Consider the following 18,807-nt stretch of genomic DNA (forward strand, 5'->3'; position numbering starts at 1 on the left):
TATGACATCACATTTAGAAAAGACACAACGTGTGAATTTGTTGATGGATTGTTATGGTGATTTATTGACAGATAAACAAAGACAATATTTATCGTTATATTATGAAGAAGATTTTTCTTTGTCTGAAATTGCTGAAGACCTGATGGTTTCTCGTAATGCTGTATATGATCAACTAAAACGAGCAGTAGCTTCATTAGAAGAATATGAGTCAAAGCTTCATTTAATGGAAAAGCATATTGAGCGTATGGCTTTGATTCAAAAAATTGAAAATCAGCAAATTGATAATCAACAAATGAAAGATTATTTAGAAATGTTAAAGAAGATATAGGAGGATAAAATATGGCTTTTGAATCGCTTTCTGAAAGATTGCAGGAGAGTTTAAAAAAGATTAGAGGACAAGCAACTTTAACAGAAGAAAATATGGACGAGATGCTTCGAGAAATTAGATTGGCTTTATTAGAAGCAGACGTGAATTTTCAAGTTGTTAAAGAATTTATTGCAAATACGAAACAAAAAGCTTTGGGACAGGATGTCTTAGGTTCATTAAAACCTGGACAGGTCGTTGTCAAGATTGTTCATGATGAGTTGGTTGAATTATTAGGAACAACAGTCAGTGAACTAGATTTATCAAAAAAACCAACAGTTATTATGATGGTTGGATTGCAAGGTTCTGGGAAAACAACAACTTCTGGAAAGATTGCAAAATTATTATCTAAAAAATATAGTAAAAATCCATTATTGGTTGCGGCAGATATTTATCGTCCAGCCGCAGTTGATCAGTTAAAGACGCTTGGGGAACAATTAGATATTCCAGTCTTTGAAAAGGGAACAGATGTGAAAGCAGAACAAATTGTCAGTGAGGCTATGAATTATGCTTATGCGAATCATCATGATGTTGTTCTTATTGATACTGCTGGGCGTTTACATATTGATGAACCTTTAATGAATGAATTACAGAATATTAAAGATATTGTTCATCCTAGTGAAATCTTATTAGTTGTTGATGCTTTGACAGGACAAGATATTGTCAATGTTGCTCAATCATTCCATGATCATTTACAAATTACAGGTGCTGTTTTAACAAAATTAGATGGTGATTCACGAGGTGGGGGAGCACTATCTATTCGTCATATTACACATGTACCGATTAAGTTCATTGGGACTGGTGAAAAATTAGATGCGATTGATTTATTCTATCCAGATCGTATGGCAGATCGTATTTTAGGAATGGGTGATGTTGTTTCATTGGTTGAAAAAGTTCAAGATGTTTATGATGAAAAAGAAACAATGAAAACATTTGAACGTATGAAACGTGGTACTTTTGGTTTGGATGATATGCTTGAACAAATGCATCAAGTTAGAAAATTAGGACCTTTATCTGGTATTTTAAAGATGATTCCAGGTATGCCAAAAATGCCTCAAATCAATGATGAAGATACTGATAAAAAATTAAAATTAACAGAATCCATTATATATTCCATGACATTAGAAGAAAGACGTGATCCTTCTATTTTAAATGCTAAACGTAAAGAAAGAATTGCAAAAGGATGTGGACGTAGTGTGGCTGATGTCAATCGTTTGATAAAACAGTTTGAAGCTTCTAAACAAATGATGAAACAGATGGGAAATTTAGATCCAACAACGGGTATGCCTACGCAAAGGCCACAAAATCGTATGAATTTTAATCCTAATCGTAAAAAGGAAAGACATAAGAAGAAAAAGAAAAGATAGCCAAAAGTCCTTATTGATGATATAATCAATAAGGCTTTTGCATGTTGTGAAGCTATGTAAAAAAATATAAAATAAAAGAATTTATACAGAAAGTATGATAGTATTATAGGAAAATAAATGATTGGAGATAGTAAAATGGATCAAAAACAAATTAAAGGATTAACTTATGGTGAAGTGCTACAACGTCAGCAACGTGGTGAAGTTAATCGACAACAAAAAACAATTAGTAAAAGTTATAGTCAGATATTTCGCGAAAATATTTGTACATTATTTAATTTATTAAATGTTTTAATTGCGATTGCTTTAGCGCTTGTTGGAGCTTGGTCAAATCTTGTTTTTATTGTGATTATCATTGCTAATGTCTGTATAGGAATTATTCAAGAGATACACGCTAAAAAGCTGGTTGATGAGTTATCATTGCTGATGATTCCTCATGTTAAAGTTTTAAGAGATCAGCAACAAGTGACAATTCATGTTGATGAAATCGTAATGGATGATATTATGATTTTAGAAGCAGGAGATCAGATTTGTTGTGACAGTGTTGTTATTGATGGTGAAATTGAAGCTAATGAATCTTTATTAACTGGAGAATCTGATCCTATTCATAAAAATCAAGAAAGTGATTTGCTTTCAGGAAGTAGTGTTATTAGTGGAAAATGTTATGCAAAAGTTATTCATGTTGGTGAAGATAACTATACATCACGTTTAACAAATGAAGTCAAAAAAGCAAAAGAATTACAATCAGAATTATTAAATTCAATGCGTAAAGTAACAAAAGTGACAAGTTTTATGATTGTTCCTTTAGGAATTATTTTATTTCTTGAAGCTTATTTTCTTAGACAAGATGCTTTGTCACAGGCTGTGATCAGTAGTTCTGCAGGTTTGTTAGGAATGTTGCCGAAAGGGCTTGTTCTATTGATGAGTGTAAGTTTGGCAGCAGGGGTCACAAAACTTGCCAAGCAGAAAATTTTAATTCAGGATATTTATTCTTTAGAAACACTTGCTCATGTTGATACATTATGTTTGGATAAAACAGGAACAATAACAAATGGAAAAATGAAAGTTGAAAAGGTAGAGTTTTTATCTTCTTTATCATCTGATACATTTACAGAATATTTTGGTTCTTATTTGCATTATAGTGATGATAACAATGCAACTTATCAAGCGATATGTGATCATTTTACACTGAATGAAAAATATGTTCCAAGTCAAAAGGTTGCCTTTTCATCACAACGAAAATGGAGTGCCATGACATTTGATGATTATGGAAGTATTGTTATGGGAGCGCCTGAACGTTTAATGAAGAATCTTCCAGCATCTTTAATGCAGCAGATTGAAAATGGTAAACGTGTGATTATTATTGCCTATACTCAAAATAAGCTTGATGCTAAAGCTCCCCTTCCTGAAGTGACACCCGTTTTGGCTATTGTTTTAACTGATATGATACGTAAAGATGTTGAAAAAACATTGCAGTATTTTGATAGTCAGGGTGTAGATGTGAAAGTTATTTCAGGAGATCATGTTTTGGCTGTCTCTAAGATTGCTCAAATGGCAGGATTGAAAAATTATGATAAGTATATTGATTTAAGTGAAGTTCAAAATAGTGAAAGTCAAATGGACGAACTTGTGAATCAATATTCAGTTTTTGGTAGAGTGACACCTCAACAGAAAAAATGGCTTGTTGAAGCATTAAAAAGACAAGGTCATACAGTCGCAATGACAGGTGATGGGGTTAATGATATGTTGGCTTTAAAAGAGGCAGATTGTAGTATTGCGATTGCTGAAGGGAGTGAAGCAGTTAAACAGTTATCTCAAATTGTTTTATTGAATTCAGAGTTTTCATGTTTGCCTGAAGTTGTTTTAGAAGGACGTCGAGTTGTTAATAACTTAACAAGAGTTGCTAGTGTTTTCTTTATTAAAACAATTTATTCTATTATTTTAACAATAGCATGTGCAATCTGTAATATTCCATTCCCATTTATTCCTATTCAAATTACTTTAATTGACTTTGCAATTGAAGCTTGGCCATCATTTTTAACATTGTTAGAACCACAAACACAAAAAATCAAAGGTCAGTTCTTACCAACAGTATTAAAAAATACATTCCCTCATGCTTGTGGTGTCTTATTATGTTTTTTACTTGTTTATACAGGTCGACCATTATTCCATATTCCTATGGAACAAAGTGTCACAATGATGTATTTGGCACTTGCATGTATAAGTATGCAGGCTGTCATTGTTTCAAGTTTCCCAATGACGAAATTACGTTTATTTGTCTGTGTAACTATGGTTTTAGGATTTATTTTGGCTATCCTTTTATTCCATCAATTATTACACATCACAATGCTTACATATTCTCAAATCATTCTCACAATCATTATTACTTGTATTGGATTGCTCTTTAAAGAGGTTGTTAGACATATTATTGCTTTCAAAACAAAAGATGTTAAGTAAAAATACTTGACACATTGCAAATATATGTTATACTAGGAAAGCAAAATCAATAAATGGAGGAAAGATTATGGCAGTAAAAATTAGATTAAAAAGAATGGGTGCAAAAAAATCACCATTTTATAGAATTGTAGCGGCAGATTCAAGAATGCCTAGAGATGGACGTTTCTTAGAACAATTAGGAACTTATGATCCTAGACAAGATCCAGCTGTTGTCACAATCAAAGAAGAAGAAGTTTTAGCATGGTTAAATAAAGGTGCTCAACCTTCTGATACAGTAAGAAATATCTTAAGCCAAAAAGGTATTATGAAAAAATTTGCTGATTCAAAAGCAAAAAAATAAGCTGGTGATATAAAGTGGATTACGTCAAAACTTTACAGGAACTTGCAAGTGAACTTGTTATTGAAAAAGATAAATTAGAAGTCAGACAGATGCCTTCATTAGATGAAGATACAATCGTTTTATATGTCTATGCTTCAAAAAGTGATATTGCAAGATTAATCGGTAGAAAAGGAATGATGGCTAATTCTATACGTCAACTTATGTCTGTAAGTGGACGTTTAAATCATCAAAAATTAGACATCAAATTTGAATCTTACGGAGAATAGATGTGGTTCCACATCTATTTTTTATTCAAGGAGGACATTATGAATCAAGTCATTGTTGGAAAAATCGTGAATACACATGGCATTAAAGGAGAATTGAAAGTAAAAGCATCAACAGATTTTATTGAAGAAAGATTTCAAAAAGGGGCTACACTTTATCTGGAATATCAGGGCCAAACTATAGAAATGACAGTTGCTTCACACCGTTTTCATAAAGGACATGTGTTAGTGACTTTTGAAAACCACCGTGATATTAATTTAGTGGAAAAATATAAAGGATGTTTACTTTATGCTTGTAAAGATGAAAACTTATTAGGTGATGATGAATATTATGTCAGTGATATTATTGGCTGTCAGGTTTATAATGATGGTCAGTTGATTGGTGTTGTACAAGATGTTCAACTCTATGATCATCATGATATTTTAGTTGTTAAGGGAAAAGAAAAAATTATGATTCCTTATGTTGATGCTTTTATTGTTGATGAAGATATAGAAAATAAGCGTATAGACGTACATTTAATAGAGGGATTTTTATAATGAAAATTGATATTTTATCATTGTTTCCTGAAATGTTTAATGGTTTCTTAGAAACTTCTATTATCAAAAGAGCTATTGATGCACAGGTTGTGGAAGTTCACGTTCATGATTTTAGAGAATTTGCTGATAATAAACATAAAAAAGTAGACGATTATCCTTATGGTGGGGGACAAGGTATGGTTTTAATGTGTCAGCCTATTATTGATTGTTTAAAGACACTGACGACTCCTGACAGTCTTGTCATCTTAATGTCACCACAGGGACAGACATTTCATCAGCAATTAAGTTATCAATTATCTTTAGAAAAACATTTGATTTTTATATGTGGACATTACGAAGGATTTGATGAACGTATTCGTGACTATGTGGATATGGAACTTTCCATTGGTGACTATGTCTTAACAGGTGGAGAACTTGCCAGTATGGTATGTTGTGATGCAATTATTCGTTTATTGGAAGGCGCTATTCGTGAATCTTCTCATGAAGATGATTCTTTTAGTCAAGGATTGTTAGAATATCCACAATACACACGTCCTTATGAATATGATGGAAACTGTGTTCCTGATGTTTTGATGAGTGGTCATCATGAAAAAATTAGACAATGGCGTTTGGAACAATCTTTAAAGAAAACTTATTTGAAACGCCCTGATTTATTAAAAACAAGAAACTTTACTGATGAAGAATTAAAAATATTAGAAAAAATCACAAAAAAAGATTGATTTTTATAATAAAAAATGATAATATTTCTTAGTCTTTGGACGCAGAAGCTCCGCTGGTTAAATAACGTATGAACTTCGAAGATAAATTTTGTGAAGGAGGAAGTCATATCATGAATATGCAATTAGTACAAGAAATTACTAAAAAACAATTAAGAAACGACATTCCAGATTTCAAACCTGGAGATACTTTAAAAGTTTATGTAAAAATTCAAGAAGGAGATAAAACACGTATTCAGTTATTTGAAGGTGTTTGTATTGCTAGAAAAGGTGGAGAAATTTCTGAAACTTTTACTGTTAGAAAAATTTCTTACCAAGTTGGTGTAGAAAGAGTTTTCCCACTTCATTCACCAATCATTGATAGAATTGAAGTTGCTAAAATTGGTAAAGTACGTAGAGCTAAATTACATTACTTACGTGGATTATCAGGAAAAGCTGCAAGAATTAAAGAAATTCGTAAATAAAAAGTATGGGATGGTCCCATACTTTTTTTCTAGTCTTTTGAGCCTATTAAATGTATAATAAAAAGGTACATAGAAAAGGAGCGATGAGAATGAACAAAAAGAAACTCTATGTTTCTATTGTAGAAATTATAGTTGTGATTGCTGTAACTATCGGTATTTTTAAATTTGTTGTAATACCAGTAAGAATTGAAGGCATTTCAATGGAAAATACATTACATGATCATAGTATAGCTATGATTAATGCTATGGGAATTCAAGAAGATAATATCCATCGTTTTGATATTGTAGTGATTGATAGTCAGCAGCTTAATGAAAAGATTATTAAACGTGTTATAGGATTACCTAATGAAACAGTACGTTTTGAAAATGATGAATTATATATAAATGATGAGCTTGTTCAACAAGATTTTTTAGATCAGAATTTTGTTGAAGAATCAAAATTAACTTATAATGTTGAACAATTTACAGATGACTTTGAAGTCACTTTACAAGATGGTGAATATTTTGTGATGGGAGATAATCGTTTGCGTTCCACTGATTCTCGAGAGTTGGGACCATTTACTATTGATGATTTTGTTGGAATGAAAGGACTTGTGATCTATCCATTTACTGATATTCAATGGATTGATTAAAAAGGATGGTGATGAAAATGGCTAATCAAGGATCAAAAATGAATATTCATTGGTTTCCTGGACATATGGCTAAAGCCAGAAGAGAAATAACAGAAAAAATAAAAGTTATTGATATTGTCATTGAATTGGTAGATGCACGTGCTCCTTATTCATCAAAAAATCCAATGATTAATGAGATAACAAAAAATAAGCCTCGTCTTATTGTTTTAACAAAGAAGGATATGGCAGATGACCAGTATACCAAACAGTGGGTTCAATATTATGAAAAATGTGGCTATCAGGCTATGAGTGTGAATCTAAAGAATTTCAATGAATACCAGAAAGTTATTGAAAAATGCCGTGTTGTTTTGAAAGATAAAATGGAAAAGGAAAAAGCCAGAGGTCTCAAACCACGTGCTATTCGTGCTATGGTTTTGGGAATTCCAAATGTAGGGAAGTCAACTTTTATTAATAAACTGGCAAATCGTAAAGCTACAGTGACGGGAAATAAACCAGGTGTGACTAAGGCTCAACAAATTATTCGCATTGCTAAAGATTTTGAATTATTTGATACACCAGGTGTATTATGGCCAAAACTTGATGATGAACATGTGGCCAAAAATATAGCATTATTGGGATCAATCAAACAAAGTATTTTACCTTTAGATGATTTGTTTATTGAAGCTATGCGTTATTTGTCTAAACATTATCCTGAACTTTTAAAAGAACGTTATCAATTAGAAATTGATGAAAATGATCCTGATTGGATTATTCATACATTTGATCATATTGCAAAAATAAGAAAAATAAAACCATTACGTGGGGAAACGGATTATGATCGTGTTATGGAACTTTTCTTTAGTGAAGTCAATGATGGTAGCATTGGAAAAATCACATGGGAGGATCCAACATGTGTGAACGACTAAAATATGAGCAAATGGCTTATGATTTAGGAAAACATTATATTGTGGGACTTGACGAAGCTGGTCGTGGTCCAATGGCTGGTCCATTGGTTGTAGGAGCTGTTATTTTCCCTCGAGATTATTATGATGAAAGAATTAATGATTCTAAAAAATTAACTGAAAAAAAACGTGAAGAACTTTATCGTATTATTATTGAAAATGCATTAGCTTATCAAATTGAAATTATTGATGTTGAAGATGTCGATCGTTTAAACGTTTATCAGGCTAGTAAAAAAGGAATGCTGGATGCTATTGAACATATATCTATTCGCCCAGATTATGCATTGACAGATGCTATGCCTTTAGGTGATAGTATTGAACATCAGTCTATTATAAAAGGGGATGGATTATCTTTAAGTATCGGTGCAGCGAGTATTTTGGCTAAAGTGACACGTGATCGTATCATGCAGGATTATGCTAAGATATACCCTGAATATGGTTTTGATAAGCATAAGGGTTATCCCACAAAGCAACATAAAGAAGCTCTCAAAAAATATGGTGTTACACCTATTCATAGACGTTCTTTTCAGCCAGTTATTGAAATGTTAAATCAACAATTAAGTTTATTTGATGAATAATGGAAGAAAGAATATTTTTATTATTAAAGGAATTTAGTCAAAAAATAAAAACATTTTTAAACCATCAATATGTAGGAGTCTATTTGCACGGTTCTTTGGCATTTGGATGTTTTCATCCGCAAAAAAGTGATGTTGATGTATTACTGGTTGTAGAATATGCTTTATCTCGAAAGCAAAAAGAGAAACTTATGGAAGAAATTATTAAACTTCATAATCTTTTACCACATGGTTTAGAAATAAGTGTTGTTTTGAAACAGTATTGTCAAAATTTTGAGTATCCCACACCTTATGAATTGCATTTTTCCCCAATGCATTTATCAAAGTATCTTGATGATCCATTAGATTATATTTGTACAATGAATGGGATTGATCGAGATTTGGCAGCACATATGACGATTGTTTATCGTTTTGGAAAAGTTATTGATGTGCAAGAGATATCAGAAGTTTTTTCACAAGTTCCTGATTTGTATTATTTAGATAGTTTATATTATGATATGGAAAACTATCAACAAGATGTTAAAACGAATCCAATGTACGTGATTCTTTCTTTATGTCGTATTCTAGCTTTTGTGCAGTCACATTTGTATTTATCAAAAGAACAGGCGGCTTATTATGGATTGAAACATTTACCGCTTCAAAATCATGAAGTGATATTGAAGGCTTTATCTTGTTATCAAAGTGATGAAATCATGCAAGTTAATGAAGAAATTGAACAATTTGTAAGATCTGTTTCACTGATGATTCTTCAGAACAATCAATAGAAAAATTGATTGTTTTTTATTTTTTGAAAAAAATTCATGGAAAAAAAGAAAAATGACAATTTTTTGCGTATATAAATAATAGGAGGATAATTATATGGAAGAATTAGTATTGTATTTTTCTTTAAAGTATGAAGGGGATTTTCAAAAAATCTATAAAGCTTTAATGAATAAAGAAAGAGTTGATGAAGAATTAAAAGTAGAATTAATGAAAAGGATGAATTGTCGTTACATAACAATTTTTAGTGATGAATATCCAGAATTGCTGAAACAGATTAACTGTCCACCATTTGTTTTGTATTATTATGGGGACTTATCATTGTTGAAAACAAAAACAATTGGTGTTGTGGGAATGCGTAATATGAGTGAATATGGGAAACGAGCAACACATTTGTTTGTGAAAGATTTAGTTCAAAATGGGTATACCATTGTCAGTGGGATGGCAAGAGGTATTGATACTGTAGCTCATCAAAATGCAATTGCCTATGGTGGACGTACCGTTGCTGTACTTGGAACAGGGATTGAATACTGTTATCCTAAAGAGAATAGACTATTATATGAGGAGCTTAAAGAACATCAATTGGTATTAAGTGAATATCCTTTTTTAACTGCTCCTCAAAAACGTCTGTTTCCATTTCGTAATCGTATTATTGCGGGTTTATCTTATAGTATATTAATAAGTGAGGCAAAACAAAAAAGTGGAACCATGATTACAGCTGGCTATGCTTTAGAACAAGGAAAAGACATTTATTGTATTCCAGGACGTTTTGATGATTATCAGGGGTGTAATGAGCTTATTAAACAGGGAGCTAAACTTGTTTTAAGTGCTCAGGATATTATGGAAGATGAAGATTATGGTTGACAAATCAAAAAAAAGACTTAATAATAGAAAACACGTAGGAGGTAATATGATGGGTAAGAATTTAGTGATTGTTGAGTCGCCATCAAAATCAAAAACAATTCAAAAGTATTTAGGTGCAGATTTTGAAGTGACTTCATCAAAAGGGCATATTAGGGACTTGGCAACTACTGGAAAAGGTGGTTTAGGAGTCGATGTGGAAAATAATTTCAAGCCTAATTATGTTATTAATAAAGACAAAAAAGATGTTGTGAAAGAGTTGAAAAAATGCGTGAAGGAAGCTGATTATGTTTATTTGGCTACTGACCCTGACCGTGAAGGTGAAGCAATCTCATGGCATCTTGCAGAAGTGTTGGGATTAGATGAAAATTCAACAAATCGTATTGTTTTTAATGAGATTACACGTGATGCTGTTATCAATGCATTGAAAAATCCTCGTACAATTGATCAAAATCTTGTTAAATCACAAGAAACGAGAAGAGTTTTAGATCGTATTATTGGATTTAAGCTTTCTAAGCTTCTACAAAAAAAGATTAAATCGAAATCAGCTGGTCGTGTTCAGTCAGTTGCATTGAGATTGATTTGTGAAAGAGAAAAAGAAATTGAAGCTTTTATTCCTGAAGAATATTGGAAAGTCAAAGCTCAATTTGAAAAAGATGATGTGACATTTGAAGCAGAGCTTGCTAAATATCACAATAAAAAAATTGAACTTCATAATGAAGAAGAAACAAATGCTGTTTATGAGTCTTTAAATAAAGAGTTTCGTGTTTCTGATGTGAAGAAAACACAGAAGAAACGTGCTTCAAAACCACCATTTATTACATCTACATTACAGCAGGAAGCATCTTCAAAGTTGAATTTTAAAGCAAAACGTACAATGATGATTGCCCAAAAACTTTATGAAGGTGTCGATATTGGTAATGAAACTGTCGGTCTTATTACGTATATGAGAACGGATTCGATTCGTTTATCTGAAGGATTTATTCATGAAGCTAAGCAATATATCGGTGAAAAGTTTGGTCAAGACTATGTCGGTAGTGTGAAGGTGTCAAAGAAAAAAGACAATGTTCAGGATGCTCATGAAGGTATTCGACCAACAAGTATTATGCGTACTCCAGAAAGTGTGAAAGAGTATTTAAGTCGTGATGAATATAAGTTATATTCTTTAATTTATGCTAGAGCAATTGCTTCATTAATGGCTCCAGCTAAATTGAATGCTACAACACTTTCATTGGATAATAATGGTTATGAATTTAAAGCGAGTGGTTCAGTTATTTGCTTTGATGGATATTTAAGAGTTTATGGCGCTTATGAAAAACAAACTGATGAAATTCTACCTGAAGTGACAGTTGATGAAAAATTATTAAGTCAGGATATTCAAAAAACACAGCATTTTACAAAACCACCAGCTCGTTATAGTGAAGCAAAATTAATTAAGGAACTTGAAGATTTAGGAATTGGTAGACCAAGTACTTATGCAAGTATTATTGATACAATTGTAACAAGACAATATGTTGAACTTGTTGATAAAGCATTTAAACCAACGGAGTCAGGTTTATTAACAAATGAAAAGCTGGTTGAATTCTTTGATAGTATTATCAATGTTGAATATACAGCTCAAATGGAAAAAGAACTTGATGAAATTGCTGAAGGACATGATGATTATGTTCATGCTTTAACAACATTTGAAGATAAGTTTGAACCTTTGTTAGAAAATGCTTATGATAAGATGGAGCAGATTCAACCACAAAAAACAGGGGAAACATGTCCTGAATGTGGTGGTGATCTAGTGATTCGTAAAGGAAAATATGGATCGTTTGTTGCTTGTTCTAACTATCCAACATGTAAATATATTAAAAAGGAACCTGAAACGATTGAGTATACAGGAGAAACATGTCCAAAATGTGGTAGTCCAATGATTTATAAGACAGGGCGTTATGGAAAGTTTGAAGCATGTTCAAATTATCCTGAGTGTAAATATATTAAAAATGAACGAAAAAAAGCTGAACCAGTGATGACAGATGAAGTTTGTCCAAAATGTGGTAGTCCAATTGTCATTAAAAAGGGACGATTTGGAGAATTTAAAGCTTGTTCAGCTTATCCAAAATGTAAAACAATTATTAAATAAAAGTCCCATATGGGACTTTTTAGAAAGGAAAAACAAATGGAAAGAGTCAATATTATAGGGGGCGGATTAGCAGGAGTAGAAGCTGCTCATCAGTTGATTTTACGCAATATTCCTGTGCGTCTATATGAAATGCGTCCACATCAGACAACTGGTGCTCATAAAACTGAATACTTTGCTGAATTGGTTTGTTCTAATTCATTAAGAGCAGATGGACTTCATAATGCTGTAGGTGTATTAAAAAAAGAAATGGAAATGAATCACAGTTTAATTATGAAATTTGCCAGAGAACATCAAGTTCCTGCTGGAGGTTCATTAGCTGTTGATCGTTTTGGGTTTTCAAAAGCAATTAGTGAATACATCGAATCTCAGCCATTAATTGAAGTTGTACGACAAGAAGTGACTCGGATTCCTGAAGGTCCAACAATTATTGCTTCAGGCCCACTGACAAGCTCAGCTTTATCACAAGATATTCAACAATTGTTGCAGAAAGATTATTTTTATTTTTATGATGCAGCAGCACCTATCATAGAAAAAGAAAGTATTGATTTTTCAAAAGCTTATCTCAAATCAAGATATGATAAAGGAGATGCTGAATATATTAACTGTCCGATGAATGAAGAACAATTTGAAGCTTTTTATAAAGCTTTAATTGAAGCTGAAGTTGTTAAACCAAAAGATTTTGAAGAAAAGTTTTTTGAAGGCTGCATGCCTTTTGAAGAAATTGCCAGAAGAGGAAAACAGACTTTACTTTTCGGACCGATGAAACCTGTTGGATTAGAAAAGGATGGTCAAAGACCATATGCGGTTGTTCAATTAAGACAAGACAATGCTGTTGGTTCACTTTATAATATTGTTGGCTTCCAGACACATTTAAAATGGGGAGAACAGGAACGTATTATTCATATGATTCCTGGTTTAGAAAATGCTAAAATTGTACGATATGGTGTTATGCATCGAAACTGTTTTATCTGTTCGCCTCGCTATCTGAAACCAACATATCAGTTTATAAATCGTGATGATCTGTTTTTTGCTGGACAAATGACAGGAGTTGAAGGATATGTGGAGTCAGCTCAAAGTGGCATAGTGGCTGGTATTAATATGGCAAGATATTTACAAGATCAGGAATTACTGATTTTTCCTAGAGAGACAGTGATGGGCTCTTTGGCATATTATATTACTCATGGTAGTGAAGATGATTTTCAGCCAATGAAAGCTAATTTTGGGATTTTACCTGATTTAGCTGTGCGTGTGAAGAAAAAAGAACGTAAGGATGCCTATGCCAAACGAGCTATTGAAATAATGGAGGATTTTATTTCAAATGTCTGATTTTTATAAGACAATGAAAGAATATTTACATTATTTGCAGTATTTTAAAAACTATTCATCTTTAACAATCAAAGGATATCAAAGAGATATTGAAGAGTTTGTTCAATACTGTCAGCGTGAGAATATTTCTTGTTTTGAAACAGTGAAGTATTCTTTTTTAAGAGGCTATTTGGCTTATTTACATACTAAGAATTTATCACCTAAAACGATTAATCATCATATGAGTAGTCTAAGAGGACTTTATCGCTATTTACAAAAAGAAGAACGCATTGATGATAATCCGTTTCTACTTATTGAATCGTTGAAAGAACCACAACGTCAACCAGATTTTTTATATATTGATGAAATGTTAGATTTGTTAGATAGTATTGATACACATACATCATTAGGACGTCGTAATAAAGCAATGCTTGAATTAATGTATGCCTCAGGACTGCGTTGTTCAGAAGTTGTAGAGTTGCAGTTATCACAAATTGATTTTTCTAGACAACTGCTGTTGATTCACGGAAAAGGTGGTAAAGATCGTTACGTTCCGTTTCATGATTATGCGGCTTCATGGTTAAAAGATTATATTGAAAACGATCGCCAAGAGATAATGTCAAAATCACAACAGGATCATTATTTTGTATTTATTAATAAGTTTGGTAAACCTTTAACAAATCGTGGTGTGGAAGATATTGTCAATCGTGTGGTCAAAGCATATGATCCCACTAAGAAAATTCATCCTCATACCATTCGTCATTCCTTTGCAACGCATTTATTAGAACAGGGTATTGATTTACGTGTTGTTCAGGAGCTATTAGGACATGCTCATTTATCAACAACACAGGTTTATACACACATTACAAAACAGCATTTAAAAGAAATTTATGATCACTCACATCCAAGAAATCAACAAAATCATTAAGAAGTGAGAATATTTGAAAAAAATGTTGACGATAAGATGATAAAATGATAATATACAAATGTTGTAGACCTCTAGCTACAACCGCACATACAAGGTATTAAAGCTTAGCTGCCTTGATTGGCGAGTCTGAGATTATTATAAAAAGAAGGAGGTACATCATGTACGCAATTATTGAAACTGGTGGAAAACAATTAAAAGTTGAAGTTGGAGATTCTATTTTTGTTGAAAAATTAGATGTTGCTGAAGGAGAAGAAGTTGTTTTAGATAAAGTTTTATTTATTGGAGATAAAACAAATAAAATCGGTAATCCTTATATTAAAGGAGCTACTGTCACTGCTCAAGTTGAAAAACAAGGTAAAGAAAAGAAAGTTTTAATCTATAAATATAATCCTAAAAAGCATTATCATAAAAAACAAGGTCATAGACAACCTTATACAAAATTAGTGATCAAAGATATTAAAAAAACTGCTAGAAAAGCAGCTCCAAAAAGCGAAACTGCAGAAGCTGCTGAATAATGATTGAAGCTGTTATTAAAAAGCATAAACAATCCATTGTTCAAATAACGGTTTCTGGACATGCTCAAAGTGCTGAATATGGCAAAGATTTAGTATGTGCTGGAGTAAGTACTGCTTGCATAGGAATTGCAAATGCATTGGTGCATTATCAGTTTTTATCACAAGAGCTAGGTACGATTGAGATTAATGATGGATATATTGATATTAAGGTTCAACATACGAATGAGCAGATTCAAGTGGTGCTAGGGACATTTGAAGTCATGCTGGAAACAATTGAAGAATCTTATTCAAAATACATGAAAATCAAAAAGATGGAGGTATGAAACCATGATGTTTAAGTTAGATTTACAATTATTCGCTTCTAAAAAAGGTGTTGGTTCAACAAAAAATGGTCGTGATTCTGAATCAAAAAGATTAGGAGCTAAATTATCTGATGGGCAATTCTGTACTGCTGGTTCTATCATTTACAGACAAAGAGGAACTAAAATCCATCCAGGTGTAAATGTTGGAAAAGGTGGAGATGACACTTTATTTGCAAAAGTAGATGGTGTTGTGAAATTTGAAAGAGACGGAAGAACAAGAAAAAAAGTTTCTGTTTATCCAGCTGCTTAATAGGAACCCCTTATATGGGGTTCTTTTTTTGAAAAAGACGGTAAAGAAGGTGAAAAGATGAAGTTTATTGATAAAGTACATATTTATGTTGAAGCAGGTAAAGGTGGCGACGGTGTTGTGGCCTTTCGTCGTGAAGCCTATGTACCTAAAGGTGGACCTGCTGGAGGAGATGGTGGAAAAGGTGGTAGCATTATTTTTGAAGCTACAACATCACTTTCCACTCTATTAGACTTTAGATATCATCGTGAATATAAAGCAAAAAGCGGTGGTCAGGGAATGGCTAAAAAGATGCATGGTGCAGATGGTGCTGATATGATTTTAAAAGTTCCTGTTGGAACTGTCATTTATGATGAAGATAGTGGACGTGTTTTAGCTGATTTAACTCATGATAAGCAAAGAGCGGTGATTGCTAAAGGTGGACGTGGTGGACGTGGAAATGCACGATTCGCAACAAGTCGTAATCCTGCTCCAACTATTTGCGAACGCGGAGAACCTGGTGAAAAATATAATTTGATTTGTGAATTAAAATTACTTGCGGATGTTGGGTTGGTTGGATTCCCATCAGTGGGGAAATCAACGTTATTATCAGTTGTAACACGTGCAAAGCCAGAGATTGCTGATTATCATTTCACAACAATTGTTCCTAATTTAGGAGTGGCTCAATCTAAAGATGGACGTTCATTTGTTATGGCTGATTTACCAGGTTTAATTGAAGGAGCCAGTCAAGGAAAAGGATTAGGGCATCAGTTCTTACGTCATATTGAAAGATGTCGTGTTATTGTTCATGTTATTGATATGGGTGGTACTGAAGGTCGTGATCCTTATGAAGATTATTTGGCTATTAATAAAGAGCTTGGTGAATATAAATATCGTTTATTAGATAGACCACAAATCATTGTTGCTAATAAGATGGATGAACCTGCAGCTGAGGAAAATCTTGAACGTTTTAAAGCCCAATTGAATGAAGATATTCCTGTTTTTCCTGTTATTGCTTTGATTCAAGAAGGTGTAGATATGGTTCTTTATGCAATTGCGGACTTATTGGATCGTACACCATCATTTGCCAGTGAAGAGGAAGAAACAGAAAACAGTGTTCTCTATACATATGAAAAACCAGATGAAATTGGATTTGAAATTCATAATATGGGTAATGGGCAATGGCACGTTACTGGTGAAAGAGTGGAAAAAATTGTTCAAATGGCATCGCTTGGTAGCGATGATGGTGTCAAACGTTTTGCACAGAAAATGCGTAATATTGGTTTGGATGATGCTTTGCGTGTGGCAGGTGTTCAAGCTGGAGACACAGTTTCAATTTTAGATTTTGAATTTGAGTTTTATGAATAGACCAATTCCATAATAGATGAAATAGATGAAAAAATGAGAAAATTGCTTCTCATTTTTTTATTTATGTTAAAAGTGTGCTATAATGATGTGGATATTATGAAATGGGAGTTGTCACATGTATAGTTATATTAAAGGTGTTATTGTCGATATGTGTAAAGATCATATCGTGGTAGATAATCAAGGAATTGGTTATTTGATTTATGTTTCCAATCCTTATCAGTTTACAAAAGGAAAAGAAACATTAGTTTATGTGTATCAACAGGTCAGAGAAGATGGTATTATTTTGTTTGGTTTTTTAACCAAAGAAGAAAAAGATTTATTTTTAAAGTTGATACTTGTCAAGGGAATTGGTTGTAAAACGGCTATTGGTATTTTGGCTACTGGTGATGTTCAAGCAATTATTTCAGCAATTGAATCCAAAAATATTACCTATTTAAGAAAAATCCCAGGTATTGGACCTAAGGCCGCTCAACAGATTGTATTAGATTTACAAGGTAAATTTGATATACCATCATCACAAATTGTTTTAACATCAGTAGAATTTGATGAAGCTGTAGAAGTTTTGATAGCTTTAGGATATAAACGTCAGGATGTTGATCGTGTGATGAATACACTTTCTCATGAATCGCTAGATACAAATGGGTATGTAAAAAAAGCTCTAGGTTTATTAGTCAAGATATAGGAGGGTGACTATGGATTTAAATCATGATGTTTTAGATATCAATGAACATATAGAAGATGAAGAAAATCAATTAAGACCTCAATCTTTTGATGAATATATTGGACAAAGTCATTTGAAGAAGAATTTAAAAGTTTTTGTTGGGGCGGCTAAACTAAGAAATGAAACATTGGATCATGTTTTATTGTATGGGCCACCTGGTTTAGGAAAAACAACTATGTCCATGATTATTGCTAATGAAATGGGAACGCATTTAAAAGCAACAACTGGACCAAGTATTGAAAAAACTGGTGATTTGGTTGCTATTTTAACTTCGCTTGAACCTGGAGATGTCTTATTTATTGATGAAATTCATCGTTTGAATAAAGTAGTAGAAGAAATTTTATATCCAGCAATGGAAGATTTCTATGTAGATGTTGTTATTGGAAAAGAAGCTTCAACACGTTCTATTCGCATTGATTTGCCACCTTTTACACTTGTTGGAGCGACAACACGTGCTGGTGATTTATCAGCACCATTAAGAGATCGTTTTGGTATTGTTTCTAAACTTGAATATTACAATGTTGAAGAATTAACATCTATTATTAATCGTACCAGCCAGGTTTATCATATTGAAATGGATGATGAAGCTAAAATTGAATTAGCCAAAAGATCACGTGGAACACCAAGAATTGCCAATCGTTTATTTAGACGAGTGAGAGATTTTGCCCAATATAATGGTGATGATGTTATTACAAAAGAAAGAACAGTGGAAGCTTTACAATCGTTAAAAGTAGATGAATTAGGTTTAGATGATGTTGATCATAAATATCTATTAGGTATTATTCAACGTTTTCGTGGTGGGCCAGTTGGCTTAGAGGCTATTGCTGCAAGCATTGGTGAAGAACCATTGACTTTAGAAGATGTTTATGAACCTTATTTATTGCAGACAGGATTGATTAAAAGAACGCCTAGAGGGCGTGTTGTTACTGAATTAGCATATCAGCATTTTCACATTTTAAAAGAATCTTAGGATTCTTTTTT

At 32.6% G+C, this 18,807-nt stretch carries 22 protein-coding genes and 1 other annotated feature; all 22 genes read left to right on the top strand.

All coding sequences use genetic code 11. The annotated features are described in order from the left end of the window. The first annotated feature begins 1 nt into the window (after position 1). The 22 genes from ylxM to ruvB all read left to right on the top strand — a co-directional run bounded on the left by ylxM (position 2) and on the right by ruvB (position 18,796). On the top strand, positions 2-328 hold the full coding sequence (gene ylxM, locus ACESR5_RS00185) for a YlxM family DNA-binding protein (RefSeq protein ID WP_373153704.1): 327 nt from the start codon (positions 2-4) through the stop codon (positions 326-328). A gap of 11 nt (positions 329-339) precedes the next feature. Beyond that, the gene (gene ffh / locus ACESR5_RS00190; RefSeq protein ID WP_087297697.1) at positions 340-1,731 is read left to right on the top strand and encodes a signal recognition particle protein; all 1,392 of its coding nucleotides are present in this window, start codon (positions 340-342) and stop codon (positions 1,729-1,731) included. 135 nt (positions 1,732-1,866) lie between these two features. Then, a complete protein-coding gene (locus tag ACESR5_RS00195; RefSeq protein ID WP_373153705.1) occupies positions 1,867-4,185 on the top strand; it encodes a cation-translocating P-type ATPase in 2,319 nt (772 codons plus the stop codon). A gap of 67 nt (positions 4,186-4,252) precedes the next feature. Next, complete coding sequence (gene rpsP, locus ACESR5_RS00200; RefSeq protein ID WP_087242909.1) at positions 4,253-4,525, top strand: 30S ribosomal protein S16; 273 nt, start codon at positions 4,253-4,255, stop codon at positions 4,523-4,525. A gap of 14 nt (positions 4,526-4,539) precedes the next feature. Then, positions 4,540-4,791, top strand: coding sequence for a KH domain-containing protein (locus ACESR5_RS00205; protein WP_087242907.1), 252 nt, complete (start codon positions 4,540-4,542; stop codon positions 4,789-4,791). Positions 4,792-4,830: 39 nt separating this feature from the next. Next, positions 4,831-5,325, top strand: coding sequence for a ribosome maturation factor RimM (gene rimM / locus ACESR5_RS00210; RefSeq protein WP_224762536.1), 495 nt, complete (start codon positions 4,831-4,833; stop codon positions 5,323-5,325). Further along, complete coding sequence (gene trmD, locus ACESR5_RS00215) at positions 5,325-6,044, top strand: tRNA (guanosine(37)-N1)-methyltransferase TrmD (RefSeq protein ID WP_087242905.1); 720 nt, start codon at positions 5,325-5,327, stop codon at positions 6,042-6,044. The genes rimM and trmD overlap by 1 nt, the downstream gene beginning before the upstream one ends. Before the next feature lie 110 nt (positions 6,045-6,154). Next, complete coding sequence (rplS, locus tag ACESR5_RS00220) at positions 6,155-6,505, top strand: 50S ribosomal protein L19 (RefSeq protein ID WP_373153707.1); 351 nt, start codon at positions 6,155-6,157, stop codon at positions 6,503-6,505. Between the two features lie 89 nt (positions 6,506-6,594). After that, on the top strand, positions 6,595-7,137 hold the full coding sequence (gene lepB / locus ACESR5_RS00225) for a signal peptidase I (RefSeq protein WP_373153708.1): 543 nt from the start codon (positions 6,595-6,597) through the stop codon (positions 7,135-7,137). Between the two features lie 17 nt (positions 7,138-7,154). Beyond that, a complete protein-coding gene (gene ylqF / locus ACESR5_RS00230; protein ID WP_224759470.1) occupies positions 7,155-8,042 on the top strand; it encodes a ribosome biogenesis GTPase YlqF in 888 nt (295 codons plus the stop codon). Next, positions 8,027-8,656: a ribonuclease HII gene (locus tag ACESR5_RS00235; RefSeq protein ID WP_087242899.1), complete on the top strand. Its 630-nt coding sequence runs from the start codon at positions 8,027-8,029 to the stop codon at positions 8,654-8,656. The genes ylqF and ACESR5_RS00235 overlap by 16 nt, the downstream gene beginning before the upstream one ends. Beyond that, complete coding sequence (locus tag ACESR5_RS00240; RefSeq protein ID WP_373153710.1) at positions 8,656-9,417, top strand: aminoglycoside adenylyltransferase domain-containing protein; 762 nt, start codon at positions 8,656-8,658, stop codon at positions 9,415-9,417. Before ACESR5_RS00235 ends, ACESR5_RS00240 begins: the two co-directional genes overlap by 1 nt. A 94-nt stretch (positions 9,418-9,511) precedes the next feature. After that, a complete protein-coding gene (dprA, locus tag ACESR5_RS00245; protein ID WP_373153711.1) occupies positions 9,512-10,276 on the top strand; it encodes a DNA-processing protein DprA in 765 nt (254 codons plus the stop codon). A gap of 49 nt (positions 10,277-10,325) precedes the next feature. Further along, a complete protein-coding gene (gene topA, locus ACESR5_RS00250; RefSeq protein WP_373153712.1) occupies positions 10,326-12,401 on the top strand; it encodes a type I DNA topoisomerase in 2,076 nt (691 codons plus the stop codon). Positions 12,402-12,437: 36 nt separating this feature from the next. Further along, entirely contained in the window at positions 12,438-13,727 is a 1,290-nt protein-coding gene (gene trmFO / locus ACESR5_RS00255) for a methylenetetrahydrofolate--tRNA-(uracil(54)-C(5))-methyltransferase (FADH(2)-oxidizing) TrmFO (protein WP_373153713.1), read from the top strand. Next, a complete protein-coding gene (gene xerA, locus ACESR5_RS00260) occupies positions 13,720-14,634 on the top strand; it encodes a site-specific tyrosine recombinase/integron integrase (RefSeq protein ID WP_373153714.1) in 915 nt (304 codons plus the stop codon). The genes trmFO and xerA overlap by 8 nt, the downstream gene beginning before the upstream one ends. Positions 14,635-14,703: 69 nt before the next feature. Beyond that, positions 14,704-14,772: a sequence feature (ribosomal protein L21 leader region), on the top strand. A 20-nt stretch (positions 14,773-14,792) separates the two neighbouring features. Continuing rightward, the gene (gene rplU, locus ACESR5_RS00265) at positions 14,793-15,149 is read left to right on the top strand and encodes a 50S ribosomal protein L21 (protein WP_087242889.1); all 357 of its coding nucleotides are present in this window, start codon (positions 14,793-14,795) and stop codon (positions 15,147-15,149) included. Further along, the gene (locus tag ACESR5_RS00270; protein ID WP_168081805.1) at positions 15,149-15,472 is read left to right on the top strand and encodes a ribosomal-processing cysteine protease Prp; all 324 of its coding nucleotides are present in this window, start codon (positions 15,149-15,151) and stop codon (positions 15,470-15,472) included. Before rplU ends, ACESR5_RS00270 begins: the two co-directional genes overlap by 1 nt. 7 nt (positions 15,473-15,479) lie before the next feature. After that, positions 15,480-15,761, top strand: a complete 282-nt coding sequence (gene rpmA, locus ACESR5_RS00275; protein WP_191341437.1) for a 50S ribosomal protein L27 — start codon at positions 15,480-15,482, stop codon at positions 15,759-15,761. A gap of 57 nt (positions 15,762-15,818) precedes the next feature. Beyond that, positions 15,819-17,105 (top strand): GTPase ObgE, encoded by a 1,287-nt coding sequence (obgE, locus tag ACESR5_RS00280; protein ID WP_087242882.1) that lies wholly within the window; start codon positions 15,819-15,821, stop codon positions 17,103-17,105. A gap of 115 nt (positions 17,106-17,220) precedes the next feature. Beyond that, on the top strand, positions 17,221-17,787 hold the full coding sequence (gene ruvA, locus ACESR5_RS00285) for a Holliday junction branch migration protein RuvA (protein ID WP_087242880.1): 567 nt from the start codon (positions 17,221-17,223) through the stop codon (positions 17,785-17,787). Positions 17,788-17,797: 10 nt separating this feature from the next. Further along, the gene (gene ruvB, locus ACESR5_RS00290; protein WP_087242876.1) at positions 17,798-18,796 is read left to right on the top strand and encodes a Holliday junction branch migration DNA helicase RuvB; all 999 of its coding nucleotides are present in this window, start codon (positions 17,798-17,800) and stop codon (positions 18,794-18,796) included. Positions 18,797-18,807 lie beyond the last annotated feature (11 nt).

It is taken from the genome of Clostridium sp. AUH-JLR23 (assembly GCF_964238065.1).
Classification (GTDB): domain Bacteria; phylum Bacillota_I; class Bacilli_A; order Erysipelotrichales; family Coprobacillaceae; genus Allocoprobacillus; species Allocoprobacillus merdigallinarum.